Here is a 19,774-nt window from a genome sequence, read left to right as displayed (position 1 = left end):
GACTTATGGCTGCACCAGCACGGCCATGAATTTGTAAAAATGCAAAATGACTTATAACCCTATGCAGATTATTCCCGCAATAGATATTATAGATGGCAAGTGTGTACGCCTTACGCAGGGCGATTACGGCCAGAAAACCATATACAACGAAAACCCGCTGGAAGTAGCGCTGGCGTTTGAAGGCGCTGGCTTGCAGCGGCTGCATCTGGTTGATCTGGATGGTGCCAAAGCAGGGGCCGTTAAAAACTGGAAAGTGCTGGAGAGTATTGCTTCTAAAACCAGTCTGGTGATTGATTTTGGCGGCGGCATTAAAAAGGAGGAAGATGTAAAGGTGGTATTCAACTCCGGTGCGGCACTGGCTACTATTGGCAGCCTGGCGGTGAAAGACGAAGCCACTTTTGTACAATGGCTTGCTGCCTGGGGAGCAGATAAGTTTTTACTGGGGGCCGATGTAAAGGATGAAAAGATTGCTGTGGCTGGCTGGCTGGAAACCACTGATATTAATATTTATGACTTTATAGCGAAGTATCTGCAAAACGGTATACAACAGGTGTTTTGTACCGATGTAAGCAAAGATGGATTGCTACAGGGACCGAGTGTGGAATTATATAAGAATATTCTTACACAATTTACTGCCCTGCATTTTATTGCCAGCGGCGGTGTGGCTACCTTAGATGATTTGTACGAACTGAAGCAGATTGGCTGCAAAGGTGCTATTGTAGGTAAAGCGTTTTACGAAGGACGCATTACGCTGAAGGAACTGCAACAAATAAACGAAGGTAAATAAAACCGAACCAGACTATATGTTGGCGAAGCGTATTATCCCCTGCCTGGATATTAAAGATGGCAGAACGGTAAAGGGCGTAAACTTTGAAAGCTTGCGTGATGCGGGCGACCCGGTGGAACTGGGTGCGTTGTACGCCCAACAGGGTGCAGACGAACTGGTATTTCTGGATATTACCGCTACCAACGAAAAGCGTAAAACGCTGAGTGAACTGGTGAACCGCATTGCGCATCGTATTAATATCCCTTTTACAGTGGGTGGTGGCATCAGCAGTGTGGAAGATGTTCAGGTGCTGTTACAAAACGGTGCAGATAAAATATCGGTAAATACCGCCGCTTTTAAAAGACCGGAGCTGATAAGCGAACTGGAAAAAGAGTTTGGCAGCCAATGCGTGGTACTGGCCATTGATACCCGTTTGGAAGATGATGGCGAATGGTATGTATACCTGAACGGTGGCCGCGTTAAAACCGATACCCGCTGTATTGACTGGGCGCGTAAAGGCGTAGAACTGGGCGCTGGTGAAATACTGCTGACCTCCATGAACCACGATGGTACCAAACAGGGTTTTGCCATAGATATTACCCGTACGTTATCTACTGAGTTATCAGTGCCGGTAATTGCTTCGGGCGGTGGCGGTACTATGGAGCATTTTGAAGAGGTGTTCCGGGAGGCTAAAGCAGATGCAGCGCTGGCAGCGAGCATTTTTCATTTTAAGGAAGTTGCTATTCCGGATCTGAAACAATACCTGAAAGAGAGTAATATTGTAGTAAGAACCTAACGGATAGAAACCATACGTTTATTAAGAAGCAGGGAGTAACATTATGAAGGCAATGAACATTGATTTTAATAAATATGCTGACGGGCTGGTGCCTGCAGTTATACAGGACGCCAACACGCGTAAGGTATTGATGCTGGGGTTTATGAACCAGGAAGCGCTGGATACTACTGAGCACAGCGGCCGCGTAACCTTTTACAGCCGCAGCAAACAACGTTTGTGGACGAAGGGAGAGGAGAGTGGTAACTTTTTAATGCTGAAAGAGATTCTGCTGGATTGTGATGACGATACGTTACTTATAAAAGTAGAGCCGATGGGGCCGGTATGTCACACCGGTGCAGATACCTGCTGGAATGAAACCAATGATAGCGACGGTTTTCTGGAGCATCTGGAGAAGGTGATACAGCAGCGTCGCCATGTTTCACCTGACGAATCCTATGTGGCAAAACTGTTTCAGAAAGGACTGAACAAGATTGCGCAGAAGGTAGGGGAGGAAGCAGTGGAAGTGGTGATTGAAGCGAAAGACAACAACGACCATCTGTTTAAGAACGAGGCGGCAGATTTGCTGTTTCATTACCTGATACTGTTGAACGCAAAAGGCTTTTCGCTGAAAGATATTACTGCTGTATTACAGGATCGTCAGAAATAGAATTAACTCCGAACGCATGAAACGTACTTTTTCTTTTCTGTTGCTGGCTCTGCCCTTTGCGTTGAAAGCCCAGAACGGATTTACTGTTAAAGGCAATGTACAGGGCCTGCCGGATAAAACTCTGGTATACCTGGCGGGTAGTGGTGAAACAGACACCCTTGCCAAAGACTATGTAAAACAAGGCAGCTTTATGCTGAAGGGCGTTGCAGACGGACCTAATACCCGTTTGCTGGTGGTGCCTGCTTTAAATAAAAGGCAGATCATATTTATGGGTAATGACGCTGTAAACATCAGTGGAAGTATGGAGCAGGGGCTTACTATTACAGGTAACGGCCCACACGCGGATTATGAAGAGTTTATGCTGTTTATAAAGCCACTGTATGATTATGTGGATTTCTACCGTCAGCAGATGCAGAATGCCCGTGTAAGAGAAAGTAAAGATTCAGCTATGATTCAGCTGAATACGGCTTATACTATTTATCAGACCAGTATTGACCGGTTTATTAACAACAAACCTGCCTCTGTAATGTCAGCCTTATTGCTGGCTTACAGCTACGATACAGACCCTAATAAAGATGCAGCACTGCTGGAAAGACGTGTGGCACTGCTGAAGCCGGAAGCACTCAATAACCGTTTTGGCAAAGGCATAAAAGATGTAATTGCTGCCAGCAAAGCTGGTGCAGTAGGTACGCAGGCGATTGAGTTTACACAGAACGATACGGAAGGAAAGCCGGTTTCTTTATCTCAGTTCAGAGGTAAATATGTGCTGATTGATTTCTGGGCCAGCTGGTGTGGCCCCTGCCGTGGTGAAAACCCGAATGTGGTAGCGGCATATCAGAAGTTTAAGGATAAGGGTTTTACGGTGCTGGGCGTATCGCTGGATCAGAATAAAGCAGAGTGGCTAAAAGCGATTAAAGCAGATAATCTTACCTGGACACAGGTAAGTGACCTGAAATACTGGAACAACGAGGTATCAAGAGCGTATCGCATTGAATCTATACCCAGCAATCTGCTGGTAGGGCCAGATGGGGTGATTATTGCTAAAAACCTCAGAGGTCAGGATTTATTTAAGAAGCTGGCGGAGGTGTTGAAGTAATTGCCCGCGTGTACGGATATAGTACGGCGTTGGTAGGGGGCATGTACGGAGCATCCTGCCTGATGGGTAGGAGCATCTACGGAGGATCCATTGAGCATCTATGGGGGAAGGTAGGAGGAGAGTAGGAGGAAACATGGAGTTGACATGGACTTTGGTATACCTAAACGGGCCTGTGGAAGCTTCAGTTTTTGAAATTCATAAAAAAGCCCCGGTTACTAACTAACCGGGGCTTTTTTATGAATAGGATGCTCTGTTCAGGGAAAACGGCTATTGAAAAGCTTTCTGGTAGGCATCCTCGTCAAAACCCAGGGCTACCACTTTATTATTCTTTTCAATCAGCGGGCGTTTAATTACGCTTGTTTTTTCCTGCATCAGTGCAATGGCTGCTTTTTCACCGGTAATGGAAGCCTGCGCATCCGCATCCAGCTGCCGCCAGGTGGTTCCTTTTTTGTTTACCAGCGCTTCCCAGCCCGCTTGTGCGGCCCACGACTGTAGTTTTTCGGCAGTAATACCTTTTTTCTTATAGTCGTGAAACTCGTAAGCTACCTGGTGCTCTTTCAGCCAGTCCAGCGCTTTTTTTACTGTATTACAATTCGGTATTCCGTATACGGTGTACATGCTGCTGTTCGTCTTATCCTTTCACTTTAAAATTTACCGCATGGTCACCCCATAACAGGGTTACGTCACCTTTCGCATCAATGGTGTAGGTGAGGGTTTCGGTAAAAGAAGGCGCTTTTTTATCTTTTACGGTTACCTGTAAAGCATCTTCCGCTTTGTTTTTTTCGTAGTCGTAAGCACCCCAGGTTTTGTACACTTTGTTAAAGATCAGTGTCCACTCAGCACCGTTGTGGATGGTAAAGAATGCGTATTTGCCAGCTGGCAGGGCTTTACCTTCTACTTTTACGTCTTTAGACACTTCAAAAGTGGTAGCTCCGTTAGCACCTGCTCTCCATACTTTGCCGGGCATAGGCTCCAGATCTTTACCAATGGTTCTTCCTTTTACAGAAGGGCGGCTGTAAACGATAGATACAGCTGCTCCGCCTTTAATGGTAGCGCTTACACTGTCGAGCGGACTTGCGGGTTTCTTTTTTTCCTGTGCAAACAGTGCTCCGCCTAAGGTGAGTGTCACGGCCAGCAATCCGAGTACTTTTTTCATGATATTCTGGTTTTATGGTGGTTTGGAAATTCTTTATTGTTTGGCCAGTTGTCTTTTGTACAGCTGTACTGCGTTTTCGTAGCCCAGATACAGCGCATCGCATACCAGCGCGTGGCCTATAGAAACCTCATCCAGCCAGGGAATGTTTTTGCTGAAATAGTCCAGGTTATACAGATCCAGATCGTGCCCGGCGTTAAGGCCCAGGCCCAGTTCCTTCGCCTTTTGGGCAGCGGCTACGTAGGGGGCTACTGCTTTTTCCTTATTATTTTCAAACTTAGTGGCGTAGCCTTCGGTATACAGTTCAATACGGTCAGTACCGGTTTGGGCAGCGCCTTCTACCATGGCAATTACCGGATCTACAAAAATGCTTACCCGTATGCCCGCGTTTTTGAAAATGCGGATGGTTTCCGTAAGATAATCGCGGTGTTCAATGGTATTCCACCCATGATCGCTGGTTAATTGCCCCAGCGCATCGGGAACCAGGGTAACCTGATGCGGTTTTGTTTCCAGCACCAGATCAATAAATTTCTGCTCCCGGCAGTTGCCTTCGATATTGAATTCAGTGGTAATAATCTTGCGGATATCGCGCACATCCTGGTAGCGGATATGTCTTTCATCGGGGCGGGGATGTACGGTAACTCCGTCAGCCCCAAAACGTTCTGCGTCAATTGCCGCCTTTACCACATCGGGATTGTTGCCCCCGCGGCTGTTACGCAGGGTGGCAAACTTGTTAATGTTCACGGACAGCTTGGTGCTATGGCTCATGGGGTAAAGTTACAGGTTTCACAATCTTTTTGTAATAATACATAGCCATTGAATACCAATATACTTGCAGAATGGTATTTTTGTCACCACTTAATTAAAAACATATATGGGTTGGATTATTTTCCTGATTTATGTAATAGGCTGGCATATAGGTTTGTATGGCATGTTTAAGAAAGCAGGGATAGCGCCCTGGAAAGCACTGATACCTTTTTACAACACCTGGCAGATTGTACAGAGAACCGGTATTCGTAAAGTATGGTTCTGGCTGCAGTTTATACCTATTGCCGGGCAGTTTATCTCTATCTGGATTACCATTATCTGGGTAATGCATTTTGGCAAGTTTACTCTGTTGCAGCATGCACTGGCTGTGTTTGTACCTTTTATATATCTGCCTTATCTGGGCTTCTTTTCCAACGATACCCGTTATGGCGGCCCGGAAGTAGTAAAACATTACCGGAAATCTTCTGCACGCGAGTGGGTAGATGCTGCGGTATTTGCCGTGGTAGCTGCAACCATCATCCGTACGTTTGTGTTTGAAGCGTATGTGATACCTACCGGAAGTATGGAAAAAACGCTGTTGATCAGTGATTTTCTGTTTGTAAATAAAATGAGCTACGGTCCGCGTATTCCGCAAACACCGTTAAGTTTTCCGTTTGTACACAACACCATGCCTTTCAGCAAAACAGAGCCTTCTTATATTTCCAGCGTACAGCTGCCTTACAAAAGGTTGCCCGGCACTACGGAAGTGAAAAGGAACGATGTAGTGGTGTTTAACTTCCCGGCTGGTGATACCATTATTAACCTGCCCGATTTTGGTTCTGCTGTACCGTATTACGATGTGCTGCGCGACCGGTATAACGGCAACAGAGATGCTTTGATGGCAGAGTATCCTATTCTGGTACACCCGATGGATAAAACTGATAACTATATTAAGCGTTGTGTAGGTATACATGGTGATGAATTATCGCTGGTAAAAGGCGTATTATTTATTAACGGAAAGCCTGCTTTGGTGCCGGAAGATTCACAGATTGATTACCGGGTAGAAACGGATAGTACTCCTATCAACTCCGATTTTATGAGAGATGAGCTGGGTATTGAAGATCTGGAAGAGAGCGACCAGATGCGCAAACCTAAAGGGAAGTATGTATTCCTGAACCTGACACCTTCTGAGGCGGAAAAAGTGCGCAAGCAACCTAACGTAAAAAAGGTGGAGATTGAGCCTTACCCGCGGGTGCAGGTATTCCCGTACGATAGCTATCATAACTGGAATGTGGACAGCTTTGGCCCTATTAAAATACCGGCAAAAGGCGCTACAGTTACCCTTACGCCGGAGAACATTGCTATATACCGCCGTGTGATTGCTACCTACGAGCAGAATACGCTGGAGGAAACAGGTGGTAAATTTGTGATCAATGGCGTGGCTACCGATAAATATACTTTTAAATATGATTATTTCTGGATGATGGGGGATAACCGCCACCGCAGCCAGGATAGCCGTTTCTGGGGTTTTGTACCTGAAACCAACGTGGTTGGTAAAGCATCCCTGATCTGGTTCAGCTGGAACAAAGGCCCACGCTGGAAGCGTTTGTTTAAAAGCATCCGTTAATTACGTATCTTTATTCAACAGGATTGTATATATCCTCATAGCTCCCGGGAGCTATGAGGATTTTTTGTCTGAAATAGTTACACCATGAGCAAGCAACAATACCACTTTGAGTTTGAGGAATATGATAACAGCAGCGAACTACCTGCTGCCGATGCACAACTGCTGCAAAAGGCGCGTGAAGTAACTGCACAGGCGTATGCGCCGTATTCTTCGTTTTATGTGGGTGCTGCTGCTGTACTGGCTAATGGAGAGGTGGTAACCGGCACCAATCAGGAAAATGCCAGTTTTCCCGCAGGTACCTGTGCAGAGCGCTCGCTGCTGTCTACGGCTGCTGCTTTGTTTCCCGGAATGGCTATTGATACCATGGCTATTAGTTATCACAACCACAACGGAGCCAGTGATAAACCCATCAGCCCCTGCGGTATCTGCCGGCAGGCGCTGGCGGAGTATGAGAAGAGAACGCACCAGGGCATACGCCTGATTTTGGGTGGGCAGGAGGGGAAGGTGTTTGTAATACCGCGGTCTACTCTATTGCTGCCGCTGGGGTTTAGTGCGGATGATATGAAGTAGCCTGATACACTGCTTGCTGAAAATAGCGTGACATCTGCAGAAATAACTTCTGTAATGTTAAAATAATATGTCCTGTATTTATACGTAAAACTGTACCTGTAAAAGCAGTATTTTGTGCAGGATTTTATGAAAAAGACAACCCTTTACCTGATAATCTGCTGTGCGCTTCTGTCTTGCAGGAAAGAAGAAGTGGTGGTAATTAACCCACCGGCAGCGAACGTGCAAATTACCATCGACCAGGTGGTGAACGATTCTACGCTTTTATTGAAATGGACGCCCTTTTCAGGAGATCAGTTTCATAAGTACCTGCTTACCAGAGTGTCGACTTATATGAAAGACGGCCGTTTTGGTACGTATACTGAGCCCATTGATTCCAGTACAGACCGTAATCACCTGAGTTTTAAAGAAGAGGCGATGCCTTATGCCTCCGATGTGTATTATTATCTGTATGTAAAAGATGCTACCGGCAGAGTTATAAAGTATATGGGTGCTGCTTTTTACAGGCGTCCGAATACATTAGTAAATGGTTTTGTTACGGATGTTATTTATAATAAACAGAAGCAGTGGGTATACATAACCGAGCAAAAGAAAATTTCAGTTGTTGATTGCAATAGTGGCCGCATGATAATCTCCAAACTGTTTCCGGTGAATATTGGTTATTGTTATCTGGGGGAGTGGAATGGCAGCAGTGAACTGTATGTGCCTACCGTTGATGGCTGGCTACAGATTCTGGATGCAGTTACACTGGAATATAAAGACAAAATTTATGTAGCGGGTTATGCAGTGACTTCTGTGGTAGCTGTTAAAGGAAAGCTTTTTGTAGGCTCGTCGGATATGTCAGTTGGATACAGTAATTGTATAAAAGCGTACGACCGGGCTACCAAAGCACTAACGGGGCGTACAGGGTTCTGGAATAATACCAGGTTGGTACATCTGGAGCAGTCTGACTTTGAGTTTATTGATATTACGCTCAATCTTATTCCTACAAGTACTGGTTACTACCAGTTTGATGAAAGCGGAAAAGTGGTAGTAGCGAAGGAAGATAGTTATCATGGTGATTTTTCTGTAAATGCAGGCATTGTACGCTCTTTCCCTGACGGGCAGAAATTCATTACCTCTTCCAGTGGAACTGTTTTTACTAAATCGCTTGTATTTGACCGGTATATAAAACAATACGGTAATTACATTGACTTTGCCTTTAATAACGATGGCTCTCTTATTTATGCTGCCAGTGGTGCAGAGAAGAAAGTTGACGTGATTACTTACCCCGCTACCACCAATGTTAAAAAATATGAGACTTCACTGTATCCATATAAGATATTTCGGGAAGGAGATGTTTTATTTAATGTGGGAAGACCCGTTGCCGGCGCGCAAATGAATTATCTGTTAGTAGAAAAAATAACCCTTTAAACCTTATGAGAAATAAATATACTGCCGGTATTATATTACTGGCACTGCTGGTTTGTTTTGTTGTGGCAGCCTGTACCAAAGAAGAGGTGCGGGTATTGCAACAGCCAGATGCCTGTTTTGAAGTTAAAACCATAACACCTAACCGTGGTTTTCTGAACATAAGTACCACGGGTTTTATTGACTCTAATTTCTATTTCTTTAACTGTATTGACACCGTAAAAAATGTTAGCTGGCATTGGAGTTTTGGTGATGGTACTGTATCGGATACAAAAAATCCGGTACACAGTTATTCTAAACGGGGCAGCTATACCGTTACGCTGGTAGTTACTGGTGATAACCTGCACGATACCGCCGTTCAAACCGTATGGGTAGTACTGGGGGAAGAAACGATTACTTTACCTGGTGTGAAGAGTATTTCGGCTTTGGCGATGGAAGAAACCGAAAGTAAAGAGTGGCAGGTGCTGGCCACAGCGGGTTATGGTAAAGAAAATTATCTGATACGGCTTGATAGTTTACTGAATGTAACCGGGCAGCATGCCTTACCATCCCAATATGTGCTGAATGCTATGGCGTATGCAAAGGATGATAATTACATGTTTACCGGCACCACAGTTGCAGCAGAACGTTATAATGAGTTACTGAAAATGAAGGCCGATGGAACGGTACTTTGGAAGAAGGTTTATTCTACGGATGAAAGCCTGACTTACGTAACACAAACTACAGATGGTGGCTACGGTGTAACAGGTGCTTATGCACAGCGCAGTGGTAGCTATACAGAAATGTATACGTTGATTAAGAAAACAGATAGCGAAGGAAATGTGCAATGGCAGAAGCTGTTAGATAAAGAAAAAATGGTGCTGGCCAGAGATGCTGTTTTTGAACAGGATGGATCAGTGGTGGTGGCTGGTGTACAACGGGATGGACAGGATTCGCTGTTGATAGTAAAAATGAAAGCTGGTGGTGAAATTGTTTGGCGGAGCACAGTGTACTGGGGGCTCAATTCCATAAATCTGTCCAACGTTCGCATCCTTAGAATGGGCAATGGTAATTATGCGGTTATTAACCAGAATGCACGGGGTATTTATTTCTTTTCACCGCAGGGTGTGTTTTTTAACCGTATACTGGCACCTTCACGTATTGTGCAGCTTTCCAATGCTGCAGATGGTGAACTGATTGTTTTACAGGAGGAGGGTGGAAACGGGTTTCGTATGATGGTGAATAAATTAACTCTGGACGGAGAGGTGAGATGGACTATTTACCCGGATGGTAATCAAAAAACTCAGTACGGCGTATCATGTTGTGCCAGCAGCTGGCCTGTTTTAGTTCAACCTTTACGCAACGGCGGCACTATTTCAGCGGCCTCTATGGTGAATATGAATGATTATACGTATTCTATCCGGCTGATTGGGTTTGATGATTCCGGCAGGCTGAAATAACCTTATTCACTTACTTTATCTGTAGTTTCTATATGCGCTTTAGATTCTGGTTTTTGTTGCTGATAGCAGGTATCTCTTTTCATTGTAAAAAAGACGAACAACCAGCCAATGAGGGGCCGCAATTATGGCCTTCAGGTGTTGTATCTGGTAAAATAACAGACGAACATGGTCAGTTACTTACCAAAGCAGTAGTAACTGCCAGTGGTAACGGAACTACTGCTACCATGCAGGCCGCTAACGGAAAGTATTTATTTGATTCACTGGCTTCCGGCAGGTATACGCTGGTGGTAAAAAGAGAAGGATATATTGAAACCACTGCTTCGGTAGATGTTGGCAGAGATACGGTTGCTCAGGATTTTGTGCTGAAAGCAGGTACTGCTTATTTTAACGTACTGTTTGATACATTGCTGATAGCACACCCGTTTGCTGTGCCTTATACTGTTAAAATAGCTTCAAATACACGCTGGGTAGTAAGTAGCGGACAAAGCTGGATTACCCCTTCCAAAGCAGAGGGCAGCGGTGATGATTCTGTTATTGTACGTGTGGCTGCTTCTACGGAAGATACCACACGGGAGGGTATGGTAGTGTTGCAGGCAGGAAGCTTTATAAAGAAAATTGTAGTTAAACAGCTGGCTAACGTAATGCTGAAACAATTGCTGCCTGTGCCGGGAAATACGGTTGCCAAAACGTCAGATTCTGTAGCACTCATTTTTAACCAGCCGGTAAAAATTAAATCTATTACGCCGCATTATACCTATTGCTCATCAGGCATCAGCAGCAGTTATGCCGGTAATAAAGTTACGTTCAGTTATGGCTGCGCGGCTTTAGGAGGAGATTACCAGTTTACCATAGTTACAGAGAACAGCCTGGGCGATCAGTATACGTTTAACGATAAAGTAGCTTTTTACGAACATGCTATTGATATTACCGGTTCTATAAAAAATTACTTTGTAAACGATGCGGATAATTCTTACTGGGTTATTACAGATCATCCCAATGCCATGTACAAGGTGGATATGACCAGCTTTGAGGTATTGCATAAATATGATTTGCCCGGTGAGCCGGCTATGTTTACCATTAACCCGTACAATAATAAAATTTACCTGGCTTACAACCGGAGTGCAAAACTGTATGTGCTTAATCAGAACGGTACTACCGAACAGGTAATTGATATTACAAGGGATGCCAGTCGTCATCTTTCTGAATATTATGGCCCGTACATCTATCCCAGGGCGCTCACATTTACCAAAAGCGGTAAGGGTATGATATGGCTGGGAGATTCTTATTCAGACGCTTATTACTGGTTTATAGACGCTACCGACAATCACCGTATCTGGTACGAGGAGCTGGCCGGATCTTCCGTTTTGTACAATGAGGGTAAAGTGAATCATGATCAGACAAAGCTGATATTGTCAGGCTATGGCCGGGATGCTACTATTACCACTTTCGATCCGCAGCAGATGAAGATGAGCACCTTTCAGCCGGGAAGTTCGTATGAAGGCAGGTTTATTGCCAGAAGCCGGAAAAATGACTACGTATTTTCAGCGCTTTTATACTCGCAGCTGGTGGCTAATCCAGTAACCGGCTATCTGTCGCAAAAAACCAATTTTGATAACCGATTTAACGGTAACGCAGATTTTTGCTACCAGCCCGGTAAAGAACAGAATGTATATTACGCTGATGACGGTATAGTGCAGGTGGTAGACTACGCCACACGCACCACACCCGTTATATTGGATGCTATATCTTATCTGAAGGGTACCACTGCCACGCTGGATGGGAAACATCTTATTTTTAACCGGCATGATGGAAACTATAATGCCAGATTAATACAGGTGCCTGCGGCATGGTTTAATTATTAAGGATGCCCTTATAAAAAATCCCGGAACTATACAACAGATTACCGCGTACACAAAAGCGGTGGGAAGATAGACACAAATGAAAAGTGTATTGCTGAAAATGATTCGTTACACAGGGTAAAAATTAAAAAGCAAAACACCGCATCTGCTGTAATGCTGAATTATGCCCTTTGCTCTGGATGTAATAACCAATAGATATTTCATGCGTGCCGTTGTTGTAAGTGCGGTAGCGGTTGAGTGCATAATCGTATGCATACCCTATACGTAGCTGCGGCGTAGCATATATTTCCACCATACCAATAACAGCGCTCCGCTTCATCAGGTCCTGCTGCAGGTGTGGTTTGGGGTAAAGGGTAACGCCGGTGCGGTAACTGGCACCAATCCACAGCATTTTATTCAGGAGTATAAAACTATTCAGGTCTACATTGGTGGGGCCGCCGGTATCGTCTTTCAGCAGAAAGCTGGGTTTGAGAAAAATATCGTTACCCATGTCTATCAGTCCACCTGCGGTAAGGTAAATGTGGGGTTTGGGAATGGGGATAGCCAGACTGCCGGGCTCATTTTTATCCATGTACTGCGCGGTGATGTTATCCAGCGAAGCTCCTGCAAAGAAGTGGGGATTGCTGTAGTATACGCCTGCACGCGAGTCAAACAGCGTCATGGTGCGTTTACTGTTGTTAAGAAAGCGGTCGTTGGGGTTGTTGGGGTCCAGTTTAGAGCCATCCAACCCCGGTTGTATCAACCCTGCACCTATACCCAGCGCCAGATAGCCGTCGTTTTCATCTACCGGAAAGCGGTAGGCATAATTGCCATACATGGTAAACAAACTCTGCGCGCCTATTTTATCAAATGCCACCTGCAGCGCCAGCCCCATCCGGTTTCCGCTGACTGCGCCGTCAACCGCCAGCGACATGGTTTGCGGTGCGCCGGGTACGCCTACCCATTGCGAGCGGTAAAAGGTGTGGGCATTCAGTTCCTGCCGGTAGCCTGCGTACGCGGGATTAATGTATATGCCATTGAATATGTACTGGCTAAACTGCGCATCCTGCTGCCCCTGTGTAAACAGGGGTAGCAATATGCATAGTAGAATAAGGTAACGTTGTTTCATAATCAATCATTTTCTGTATTTGTTACCGGGTATGCAACAGGGTTATATATCCTTTCAGCTCCTGCCATTTGCCTTCGCGGTCTTTAAAGCGCAACAGGTAAAAGTAGGTGCCATTGTTAAGGCCGTTACCAGCCCAGTTATGCTGGTATTGTTTCTGCTCAAATACGTGATTGCCCCAGCGGTTAAGAATAATCATTTCATTCACCGGATATCTGTCTAAACCTGTAATTACCAGTTGGTCATTACTGCCATCGCCATTAGGCGTAATTACATTGGGTATATGCAGATCGAATATTTCTTTTACATGTATGCTGCGGTTATTAGCCAACAGACTATCTGGCGTTGCAGACTGTACCGATGCTCTGTTTTCTATCAAACCTTTGTCGGTGGCTTTGGCGGTGATGGTTAGTTTGGACGACTGGTTTACCGCCAGCTGATCTATACGCCATTCAATTATACGCTGTGCAGTGTTATAAGCTACGGTGCCATCATCGGGCGGAAGAATAGCGGTTACTGCCAGTTGTTTGGGTAAACTATCGGTTACTACAATGCCCGTAGCCGTTATAGGGCCGTTGTTAACTACGGTAAGGTAGTAGTTGAAAGGCTGATCGGGCAGTACGGCTTTTGCATCGGCCTGTTTACTTAATGCCAGATCGGTAGCGGGTGTGCCGCCAACATTCTGCAAAAGCAGTATCTGTACAGGATCTGACAGTTCCGATCCGCAGTTATAACCATTATGTGCCTGCACGGTATATACCCCTGTCTGCCCGGTAACATAGCTGGCGGTGGTGGCTCCGCTTATGGGTATGCCGTTGAGGTACCACTGATACATAGAGGCATTGGCGGCTGTTGCTGTTAGCGTAACCCACTCGCCCTGTTTAATATACCTGGTGGGCATGCCCGGCCCCTGCTGTGCAGCAGCTTTGGCCAGGCACCCGAACAGGCACAGGAATAGTATCGTTATTTTCCTCAGCATACGGTGCTGCTTGTTATACCAGGGTTATTGAATGGTAATAGCCGGTTTGCCAGGCTTAGGCGTAACGGTAACCGTAGCGGTGGTAGTGCTGCCGTTTAATGTAGCTATGCCTTTGTAAACACCGCAGCTTTTAACCGCATAAGCAGCTGTTAACTCGTAGGTATAGTTAACAGTGGTAGTGGCGCCGGTGGTAGCTGCATCGTTTACCGTATAGTCTTTGGTGCTGCCTACAACGGTGGGGGTAACGCCATCTGTTTTTGTCCAGCTATAGGTAAGTTCAAAATCTGCCGGGGTCAGGTTTTCCAGACCGGGCAGGCTGTTGGGTGTGCCATCAAATACTACAGTGCCCGTGAATTTGATTTGTGCGGCAGGAGTAGCAGGGGCGCCATTATCCGCACAAAAGGTATGAGAAGGCGCATCAGGCTTATTGCTTTCGGCCGTTACTTTTAGTTTAGGCAGTACGTATACAGTAAAATAGTTGGGTTCTGGCGGACAGGCATTGCCTGACAGCGCAGCCGTTACCTTATAAGTATGCCAGCCGGGCGTGGCGCTGGAGATAACCAGTTTTTCGTTGGTGGCGGTACCATTGGCAACGGTGCCAAAAGTGTTGGTGCCCGTTTGCTGCTCTTCCCAGGTGTAACCCGTAAAAGGGGCGTTGGTAACAGGGTCGTTTAAACCGGCTGTAAGTGTAAAGCCGGTATTCTCCGCACAAAACAGGGTGCTGCCGGTGCTGGTGGAAGTGCCTTTGGTATAGTCACCACCTACATATAAATCCGCAGGTAATTTTACGGGTTTGTTAATAGTTTGGGCGTTGGCCTGTAGGGCGCCAAGTACCAGCAGTGCTGCTGTAGTTCTTTTCATCAGGGTGTGTACAAATGCTTTCATGATCGTCCTGTTTTTGATGTAGTTGAAAATTGCTGCGTGTTTCATTTTGTTATGGATGTGCTTGAATAGAAAGAGCAGGACCGCCGGGCTTAAGCGTGACTGTAACATGCCCTGTGCCTCTGGTTTGGCTGGTGCAGGTGGTTGCCGTATTATAGGCTTCCACGTAATACGCAGCCAGCGGAGGCACACCGGTGGTGTAACTGGTTCCGTTGGATATGGAATTGGATAAGGCGCTTCCGCCCGTTGCATCGGCGTACCAGGTATAGGTGGTACCGGCTGCGGCATTGCTTACAGTAAGCGTGGCAGCCTGTCCTTCGCAAACAAGAACAGAAGGGATAACAGGTTCTTCCGGTAAAGCATTTACCGTGATGGATATTGGAGATTGGGCCGTACTGCTGGTGCAGCCGTTGCGGGATAACTTTACATAGTATTGATAAGTGCCGGCGGTGGTGATGGGGGGGATAAAACTAAGCCCATCAGACGATACGCCACCCGCTACCGGATTGCCGGTGGCTGAATCGTGCCAGGTGTAGGTGGCGCAGGTTTCTGCACTGGTACTGGTTACACTGAATGAAAGGCCGGATACCTGATTCAGGCAAACAGGGCCGCTGGTATGCATACCATTCAGCGTAAGGTTGGTTTCCGGTACACGTATTTTCCGTTTTACATCGTATATACGTATAGACTGCAATGCACCGGTTACGCCCCCTATTTTAATTTCCACCCGGTCAAAAGATGCTGATACCGGTGCGGTAATTACATATTTATTGCCTGCGCCGGGTAGTAACCGCAGCGACAGCAAAGAGCCGGTATTATCCAGTGCAGGGCCTGCGGGTGTATTACCCAGGTAAGGCTGCACGGTAACCCCGTTTAACAAACCCAGATTCAGCAGTATACCTCCAGGGTCTTGTAATACTATTTGTATAGAATCGCCCGCTACAGATGGGGTGCTGAATACAGTAGTATGATACACCTCGCTGAGTACGGCAACGCCGGTATTCAACTGTGCGTAGGTGGTATAGTTTGGGTCGTTATCTACCGCTGCCCAGGGTGCGGTACCCAGTGTGCCCATAGGGTCGGAAGGGTTAGATATGCCACCGGTAGCGTTGGCTATGCCGCCTACTACAGTGCCTGCCCGTATGCCGGATAATACATCAATTCTTTCTTCACAATCCAGATTGGCAGCGGCCACCTTTTCAATGTAGGCGTGATAAATATTCATAGAAGCGCCAACGGCTACAATAGAACTAAGATCCACCCATATGCCATCATAGTCTGCCGCAGGGGTAAGCGTAATACTTACTGCGCCTTTACCGGAGGCAGCGTTCAGCAGGCTTACGCCGTTATAGGCAACGCCTGCGGCATCTGCTTCCCAGCGTTCTTCTACAAGCAGACTGCCGGGGTTATAACGCAGGTTGGTAAAAGGCTGTATTTTAAAGTTGTCGAACAGGCCCACCAGTGTCGCAGGCAAACTTAGTTTAATAGTAACGGGTGTATTGGCGCTTATTCGTTGCGGAAATTTCAGGTATTGTATAGCATGGGAGGCGCCTAAAATACCCAGATCTACCTGAAGGGTGGAGGCGGTAGCTACATTGTTGTCTACCGCCAGTGCGCCATTGGTAACAGTACCTTTCAGCAGCCCCAGCAACCCGGAAGTGTAAGATTGCTGCACATTGGCATACTCTCTTACATAACGGGTGCATTGGGCATAACTGTCTGCTGAACGCCATACCAGCAGCAGGAAGGGGGTATATGCTATTAACCGTATTACCCGGTTAAGGGTATTATTTGCTTTTTTGTGATTATGTGCGTACGCCGGTATATAATTCGGTGTAGGCATGGATCGATAGGTTTAGGGTGACAGATTATTGTTACGGATATATAATGATGTAAAACAATATAAAAAAAATATAATAACAAGTGGCGGCGGTAGAATGAATGGAAAAGAACGGCGTGAACAGGTGTGAACAGAATGAACAGGGTTGAGACAATGTATAATTAAATTGTTTTTCAATGGGTTAGCTTGCGTGGCCCGGATTCGGGCGAATACGGGCCGTTCATGCTGGTTGGGAATCCGTTCCGGGTGTATTTACGTACAGGGGATTAAAAAGCTGGGAAGGGGAGGGGACATAAAAAAAGTGGCATCGAACAACTGATGCCACTCTTATATCCTGAAAAGAAGGCTGTTAAATAGAATCGTAAATCACCACCTTCTCAAAGAAAGGTCTGAACTCTTCCAGAAATGCTTTGTGTATAGGGTGTACCTGATATACATCGTGACCGGCCATATCTTCAAAGAAAACTACCAGAGAAAAGGTATAGCTGGTATCTACTACTGCACGCTCAATAACAGAAGGAGTGCCAACATGAAACACTTTAATGCTTTCTACTTTTTCCAGCGACTCCAGGCCTTTACGGAAAGCTGCTTTCTGATCTTCTGTAGTGTCGGCCTTCAGCCAGAATAATACGTGATGTGCGAGCATATGTTATTGTGTTTTGTGGCCGCAAAGATAGCGGCCGATGTTTTATAAATGACTGGTAAAATAGTCGGTTATCTTTTGCATCAGGTGTACCCGGTCTTTACCCAGTACATTGTGCAGGTGGCCGGGGTAAACAAAGTAATCTACCTGTTTGCCATTGTCTACACAGGCTTTTATAAAGTCAATACTGTGCTGCCATACCACTACATCATCGCTGGTGCCATGTATCAGCATCAGATTGCCTTTCAGGCCCGGTGTTTTGGTCAGCAGGCTGGCTTCGTCATAACCGGCTTTGTTCACCTGCGGGCTGCTCATGTAGCGTTCTGTATACATTATTTCATACATGCGCCAGTCAATTACCGGGCCGCCAGCCACAGCTGCTTTAAACACACCGGGGTGGCGCAGCATAAGAGAGGTGGTCATAAACCCGCCATAGCTCCAGCCATGTACCCCCATGCGTGCGGTATCGGTATAAGGCAGTGAACGCAGGTAGGCTACGCCCTGCAACTGATCTTCCATTTCCACGGCGCCCAGGTGCTGCCAGGTGGCCTGTTCAAAAGCCAGGCCGCGGTTGCTGCTGCCTCTGCCGTCCATGGTAAATACCATATAGCCGCGTTGTGCCATATATTCATACCACAGGTTGCCGCTGGCAGGGAAGGTGTTTTTGATAAGCTGTATACCGGGGCCATTGTACAGATATACAATTACCGGGTATTTTTTAGTGCTGTCAAAATCAACCGGCAATATCAGTTTGCCGTGTAACGGGGTGCCGTCTGCTGCTTTCAGTACCAGGGGCCTTACAATAGGGCGGTTAAAGCCCAGTAAAGGATCGGTGGCTATCAGCAGGGTTTGCTGCCATTTGCCGTTTATATCTGTAAGGCGTGCGGTGTAAGGGGTTTGCGCAGCGCTCCAGGTATCCATTACATAGGTTCCGTTGGTAACGGCATCGTGCCAGCCTGCTGCAGTGGTAAGCTGTTGTTTGCGGCCGGTACGGGTATCAACCGTATAAATATGCTTTTCGGTAGGGCTTACCTCTGTAGAAGTGTAAACAACCGTTTGCTGTTTTTCGTTAAAACCAGCTATTTCATTCACCAGCCAGTTGCCTTTGGTTAACTGACGTATCAGCTGACCGTTGGTATTGTACAGGTACAGGTGATCAAAACCATCTTTTTCTGTCCACCAGATAAACTGATCTTTTGCCCAGGGCAGAAAAGTAAGGTTGTGCATGGGATGTACATACTTATCGCTCTTTTCTTCCAGCAGTGTTTTAATCAGTTGGCCGCTACCTGCGTTGTATTGGTTCAGTTGCAGGTGATTTTGTGCGCGGTTGAGGAGGGCTATGTATACCGACTGCTCATCGGGCGACCAGGATACGCTGGTAAGGTACTGGTCGGCCGGAGTGCCGGTTTGCATAAAGGTGGTTTTGCCTGTAGCAGGGTTGTACACGCCCAATGTTACCTGATGGGAGGTGCGGCCTGCCATAGGGTACTTAATGTTGTTGACTTTGGCAGGCGTTTCTGTCCAGTCCGTGATAGGATAGTCAGCCACCATCTGCTGATCCATCCGGTAAAAAGCCAGCAGGTTGCCGGAGGGGGAGAAGAAGAGGCCGTGGTCAATACCAAACTCATCGCGGTGTACACTCTGCCCGTTTACAATACCGGCAGAGCCATCGGTGGTAATAGTTTTTATTTCGCCACTGGCCAGGCGCAGGTATATATTGTTCTGCTGTGTAAAGGCGATGTTGCGGGAGGTTTTATCTACAAATACATTCTCTGCTTCTGCCGGCAGTGTGCACCAGTTACTCCACTGCAGGCTGTTGCCTGTAAGGGTGCCTGTATAGTAATTGCTGCCTTTGCTGAACCATACTTCTGTGGCAGACAACCAGTGCAGCTGTGGTAGTACCGGCAGGGGTGCGGTGCTGAACAGTTGCTGATTCAGCTGATCCAGCTGCAGCAGGGTATCTGCTTTCATTGCCGGAACGGCGTATTTTATCCAGTATTGTTTTTTGTTAACGGTTAATGCGCGGGTATAGGCCTGCTGGCCGGGTACCCATTCAAACTGTTTCAGTTTTTCTGTAGCCAGTTCCTGCCGCATGCCGTTGGTGGCCTGCGCCATGGTAAACTGTTTGGGTTGGGCCGATACAAGAGAAATGCCGCCTGTGAGTAGCAACGTGAGTAAACTGCGGCCGGAGGTTATATACATGGACAAAAAATTTGCCG

General features: G+C 46.5%; 18 protein-coding genes. 9 read left to right on the top strand and 9 right to left on the bottom strand.

From position 1 onward, the window contains the following. Positions 1-46 precede the first annotated feature (46 nt). From hisA to IEY13_RS12175, 4 genes are read left to right on the top strand one after another with little or no spacing between them, the layout of a single operon-like run. Positions 47-787: a 1-(5-phosphoribosyl)-5-[(5-phosphoribosylamino)methylideneamino]imidazole-4-carboxamide isomerase gene (gene hisA, locus IEY13_RS12190; protein ID WP_229687833.1), complete on the top strand. Its 741-nt coding sequence runs from the start codon at positions 47-49 to the stop codon at positions 785-787. A gap of 16 nt (positions 788-803) precedes the next feature. After that, the gene (hisF, locus tag IEY13_RS12185) at positions 804-1,562 is read left to right on the top strand and encodes an imidazole glycerol phosphate synthase subunit HisF (protein WP_188952348.1); all 759 of its coding nucleotides are present in this window, start codon (positions 804-806) and stop codon (positions 1,560-1,562) included. Between the two features lie 43 nt (positions 1,563-1,605). Next, positions 1,606-2,208 carry a bifunctional phosphoribosyl-AMP cyclohydrolase/phosphoribosyl-ATP diphosphatase HisIE gene (hisIE, locus tag IEY13_RS12180; protein WP_229687832.1) on the top strand — a complete coding sequence of 201 codons (603 nt, stop codon included), beginning with the start codon at positions 1,606-1,608 and terminating at the stop codon, positions 2,206-2,208. A 16-nt stretch (positions 2,209-2,224) separates the two neighbouring features. Next, positions 2,225-3,304, top strand: a complete 1,080-nt coding sequence (locus IEY13_RS12175; protein WP_188952347.1) for a TlpA disulfide reductase family protein — start codon at positions 2,225-2,227, stop codon at positions 3,302-3,304. A 267-nt stretch (positions 3,305-3,571) separates the two neighbouring features. Here the strand turns inward: IEY13_RS12175 and IEY13_RS12170 are convergent, their stop codons facing one another. Genes IEY13_RS12170 through IEY13_RS12160 form a run of 3 tightly spaced genes read right to left on the bottom strand, consistent with a single transcriptional unit; the run spans position 3,572 to position 5,225 of the window. Further along, complete coding sequence (locus IEY13_RS12170; RefSeq protein WP_188952344.1) at positions 3,572-3,922, bottom strand: ArsC family reductase; 351 nt, start codon at positions 3,920-3,922, stop codon at positions 3,572-3,574. 13 nt (positions 3,923-3,935) lie between these two features. Beyond that, positions 3,936-4,460: a DUF2911 domain-containing protein gene (locus IEY13_RS12165; protein ID WP_188952342.1), complete on the bottom strand. Its 525-nt coding sequence runs from the start codon at positions 4,458-4,460 to the stop codon at positions 3,936-3,938. A 33-nt stretch (positions 4,461-4,493) separates the two neighbouring features. Then, positions 4,494-5,225 carry a pyridoxine 5'-phosphate synthase gene (locus IEY13_RS12160; protein ID WP_188952341.1) on the bottom strand — a complete coding sequence of 244 codons (732 nt, stop codon included), beginning with the start codon at positions 5,223-5,225 and terminating at the stop codon, positions 4,494-4,496. A gap of 106 nt (positions 5,226-5,331) precedes the next feature. On the opposite strand from IEY13_RS12160, the gene lepB reads away from it, so the two are divergent. The 5 genes from lepB to IEY13_RS12135 all read left to right on the top strand — a co-directional run bounded on the left by lepB (position 5,332) and on the right by IEY13_RS12135 (position 12,109). After that, the gene (gene lepB / locus IEY13_RS12155; RefSeq protein WP_188952340.1) at positions 5,332-6,831 is read left to right on the top strand and encodes a signal peptidase I; all 1,500 of its coding nucleotides are present in this window, start codon (positions 5,332-5,334) and stop codon (positions 6,829-6,831) included. Positions 6,832-6,915: 84 nt separating this feature from the next. After that, the gene (locus tag IEY13_RS12150; protein WP_188952334.1) at positions 6,916-7,401 is read left to right on the top strand and encodes a cytidine deaminase; all 486 of its coding nucleotides are present in this window, start codon (positions 6,916-6,918) and stop codon (positions 7,399-7,401) included. Positions 7,402-7,527: 126 nt separating this feature from the next. Beyond that, positions 7,528-8,811: a hypothetical protein gene (locus IEY13_RS12145; RefSeq protein ID WP_188952332.1), complete on the top strand. Its 1,284-nt coding sequence runs from the start codon at positions 7,528-7,530 to the stop codon at positions 8,809-8,811. A 5-nt stretch (positions 8,812-8,816) separates the two neighbouring features. Continuing rightward, positions 8,817-10,247, top strand: coding sequence for a PKD domain-containing protein (locus IEY13_RS12140; RefSeq protein ID WP_188952322.1), 1,431 nt, complete (start codon positions 8,817-8,819; stop codon positions 10,245-10,247). A gap of 32 nt (positions 10,248-10,279) precedes the next feature. Further along, entirely contained in the window at positions 10,280-12,109 is a 1,830-nt protein-coding gene (locus tag IEY13_RS12135; protein ID WP_188952319.1) for a carboxypeptidase regulatory-like domain-containing protein, read from the top strand. 121 nt (positions 12,110-12,230) lie between these two features. On the opposite strand, the gene IEY13_RS12130 is transcribed toward IEY13_RS12135, so the two are convergent. From IEY13_RS12130 to IEY13_RS12105, 6 genes are all read right to left on the bottom strand, one after another. Then, the gene (locus IEY13_RS12130) at positions 12,231-13,214 is read right to left on the bottom strand and encodes a PorP/SprF family type IX secretion system membrane protein (protein WP_188952318.1); all 984 of its coding nucleotides are present in this window, start codon (positions 13,212-13,214) and stop codon (positions 12,231-12,233) included. Between the two features lie 22 nt (positions 13,215-13,236). Next, positions 13,237-14,190: a T9SS type B sorting domain-containing protein gene (locus IEY13_RS12125; protein ID WP_188952316.1), complete on the bottom strand. Its 954-nt coding sequence runs from the start codon at positions 14,188-14,190 to the stop codon at positions 13,237-13,239. A gap of 24 nt (positions 14,191-14,214) precedes the next feature. Further along, entirely contained in the window at positions 14,215-15,075 is an 861-nt protein-coding gene (locus tag IEY13_RS12120; protein ID WP_188952314.1) for a hypothetical protein, read from the bottom strand. A gap of 49 nt (positions 15,076-15,124) precedes the next feature. Further along, positions 15,125-16,915 carry an Ig-like domain-containing protein gene (locus IEY13_RS12115; protein WP_188952312.1) on the bottom strand — a complete coding sequence of 597 codons (1,791 nt, stop codon included), beginning with the start codon at positions 16,913-16,915 and terminating at the stop codon, positions 15,125-15,127. Between the two features lie 346 nt (positions 16,916-17,261). Then, positions 17,262-17,558 (bottom strand): Dabb family protein, encoded by a 297-nt coding sequence (locus tag IEY13_RS12110; RefSeq protein WP_188952310.1) that lies wholly within the window; start codon positions 17,556-17,558, stop codon positions 17,262-17,264. A 42-nt stretch (positions 17,559-17,600) separates the two neighbouring features. Next, complete coding sequence (locus IEY13_RS12105) at positions 17,601-19,757, bottom strand: S9 family peptidase (protein WP_188952308.1); 2,157 nt, start codon at positions 19,755-19,757, stop codon at positions 17,601-17,603. Positions 19,758-19,774: the final 17 nt, after the last annotated feature.

The organism is Filimonas zeae (assembly GCF_014641615.1).
GTDB lineage: Bacteria > Bacteroidota > Bacteroidia > Chitinophagales > Chitinophagaceae > Filimonas > Filimonas zeae.
The sequence above is the reverse complement of the archived record's forward strand: the minus strand, read 5'-3'. Positions and strand labels throughout refer to the sequence as shown.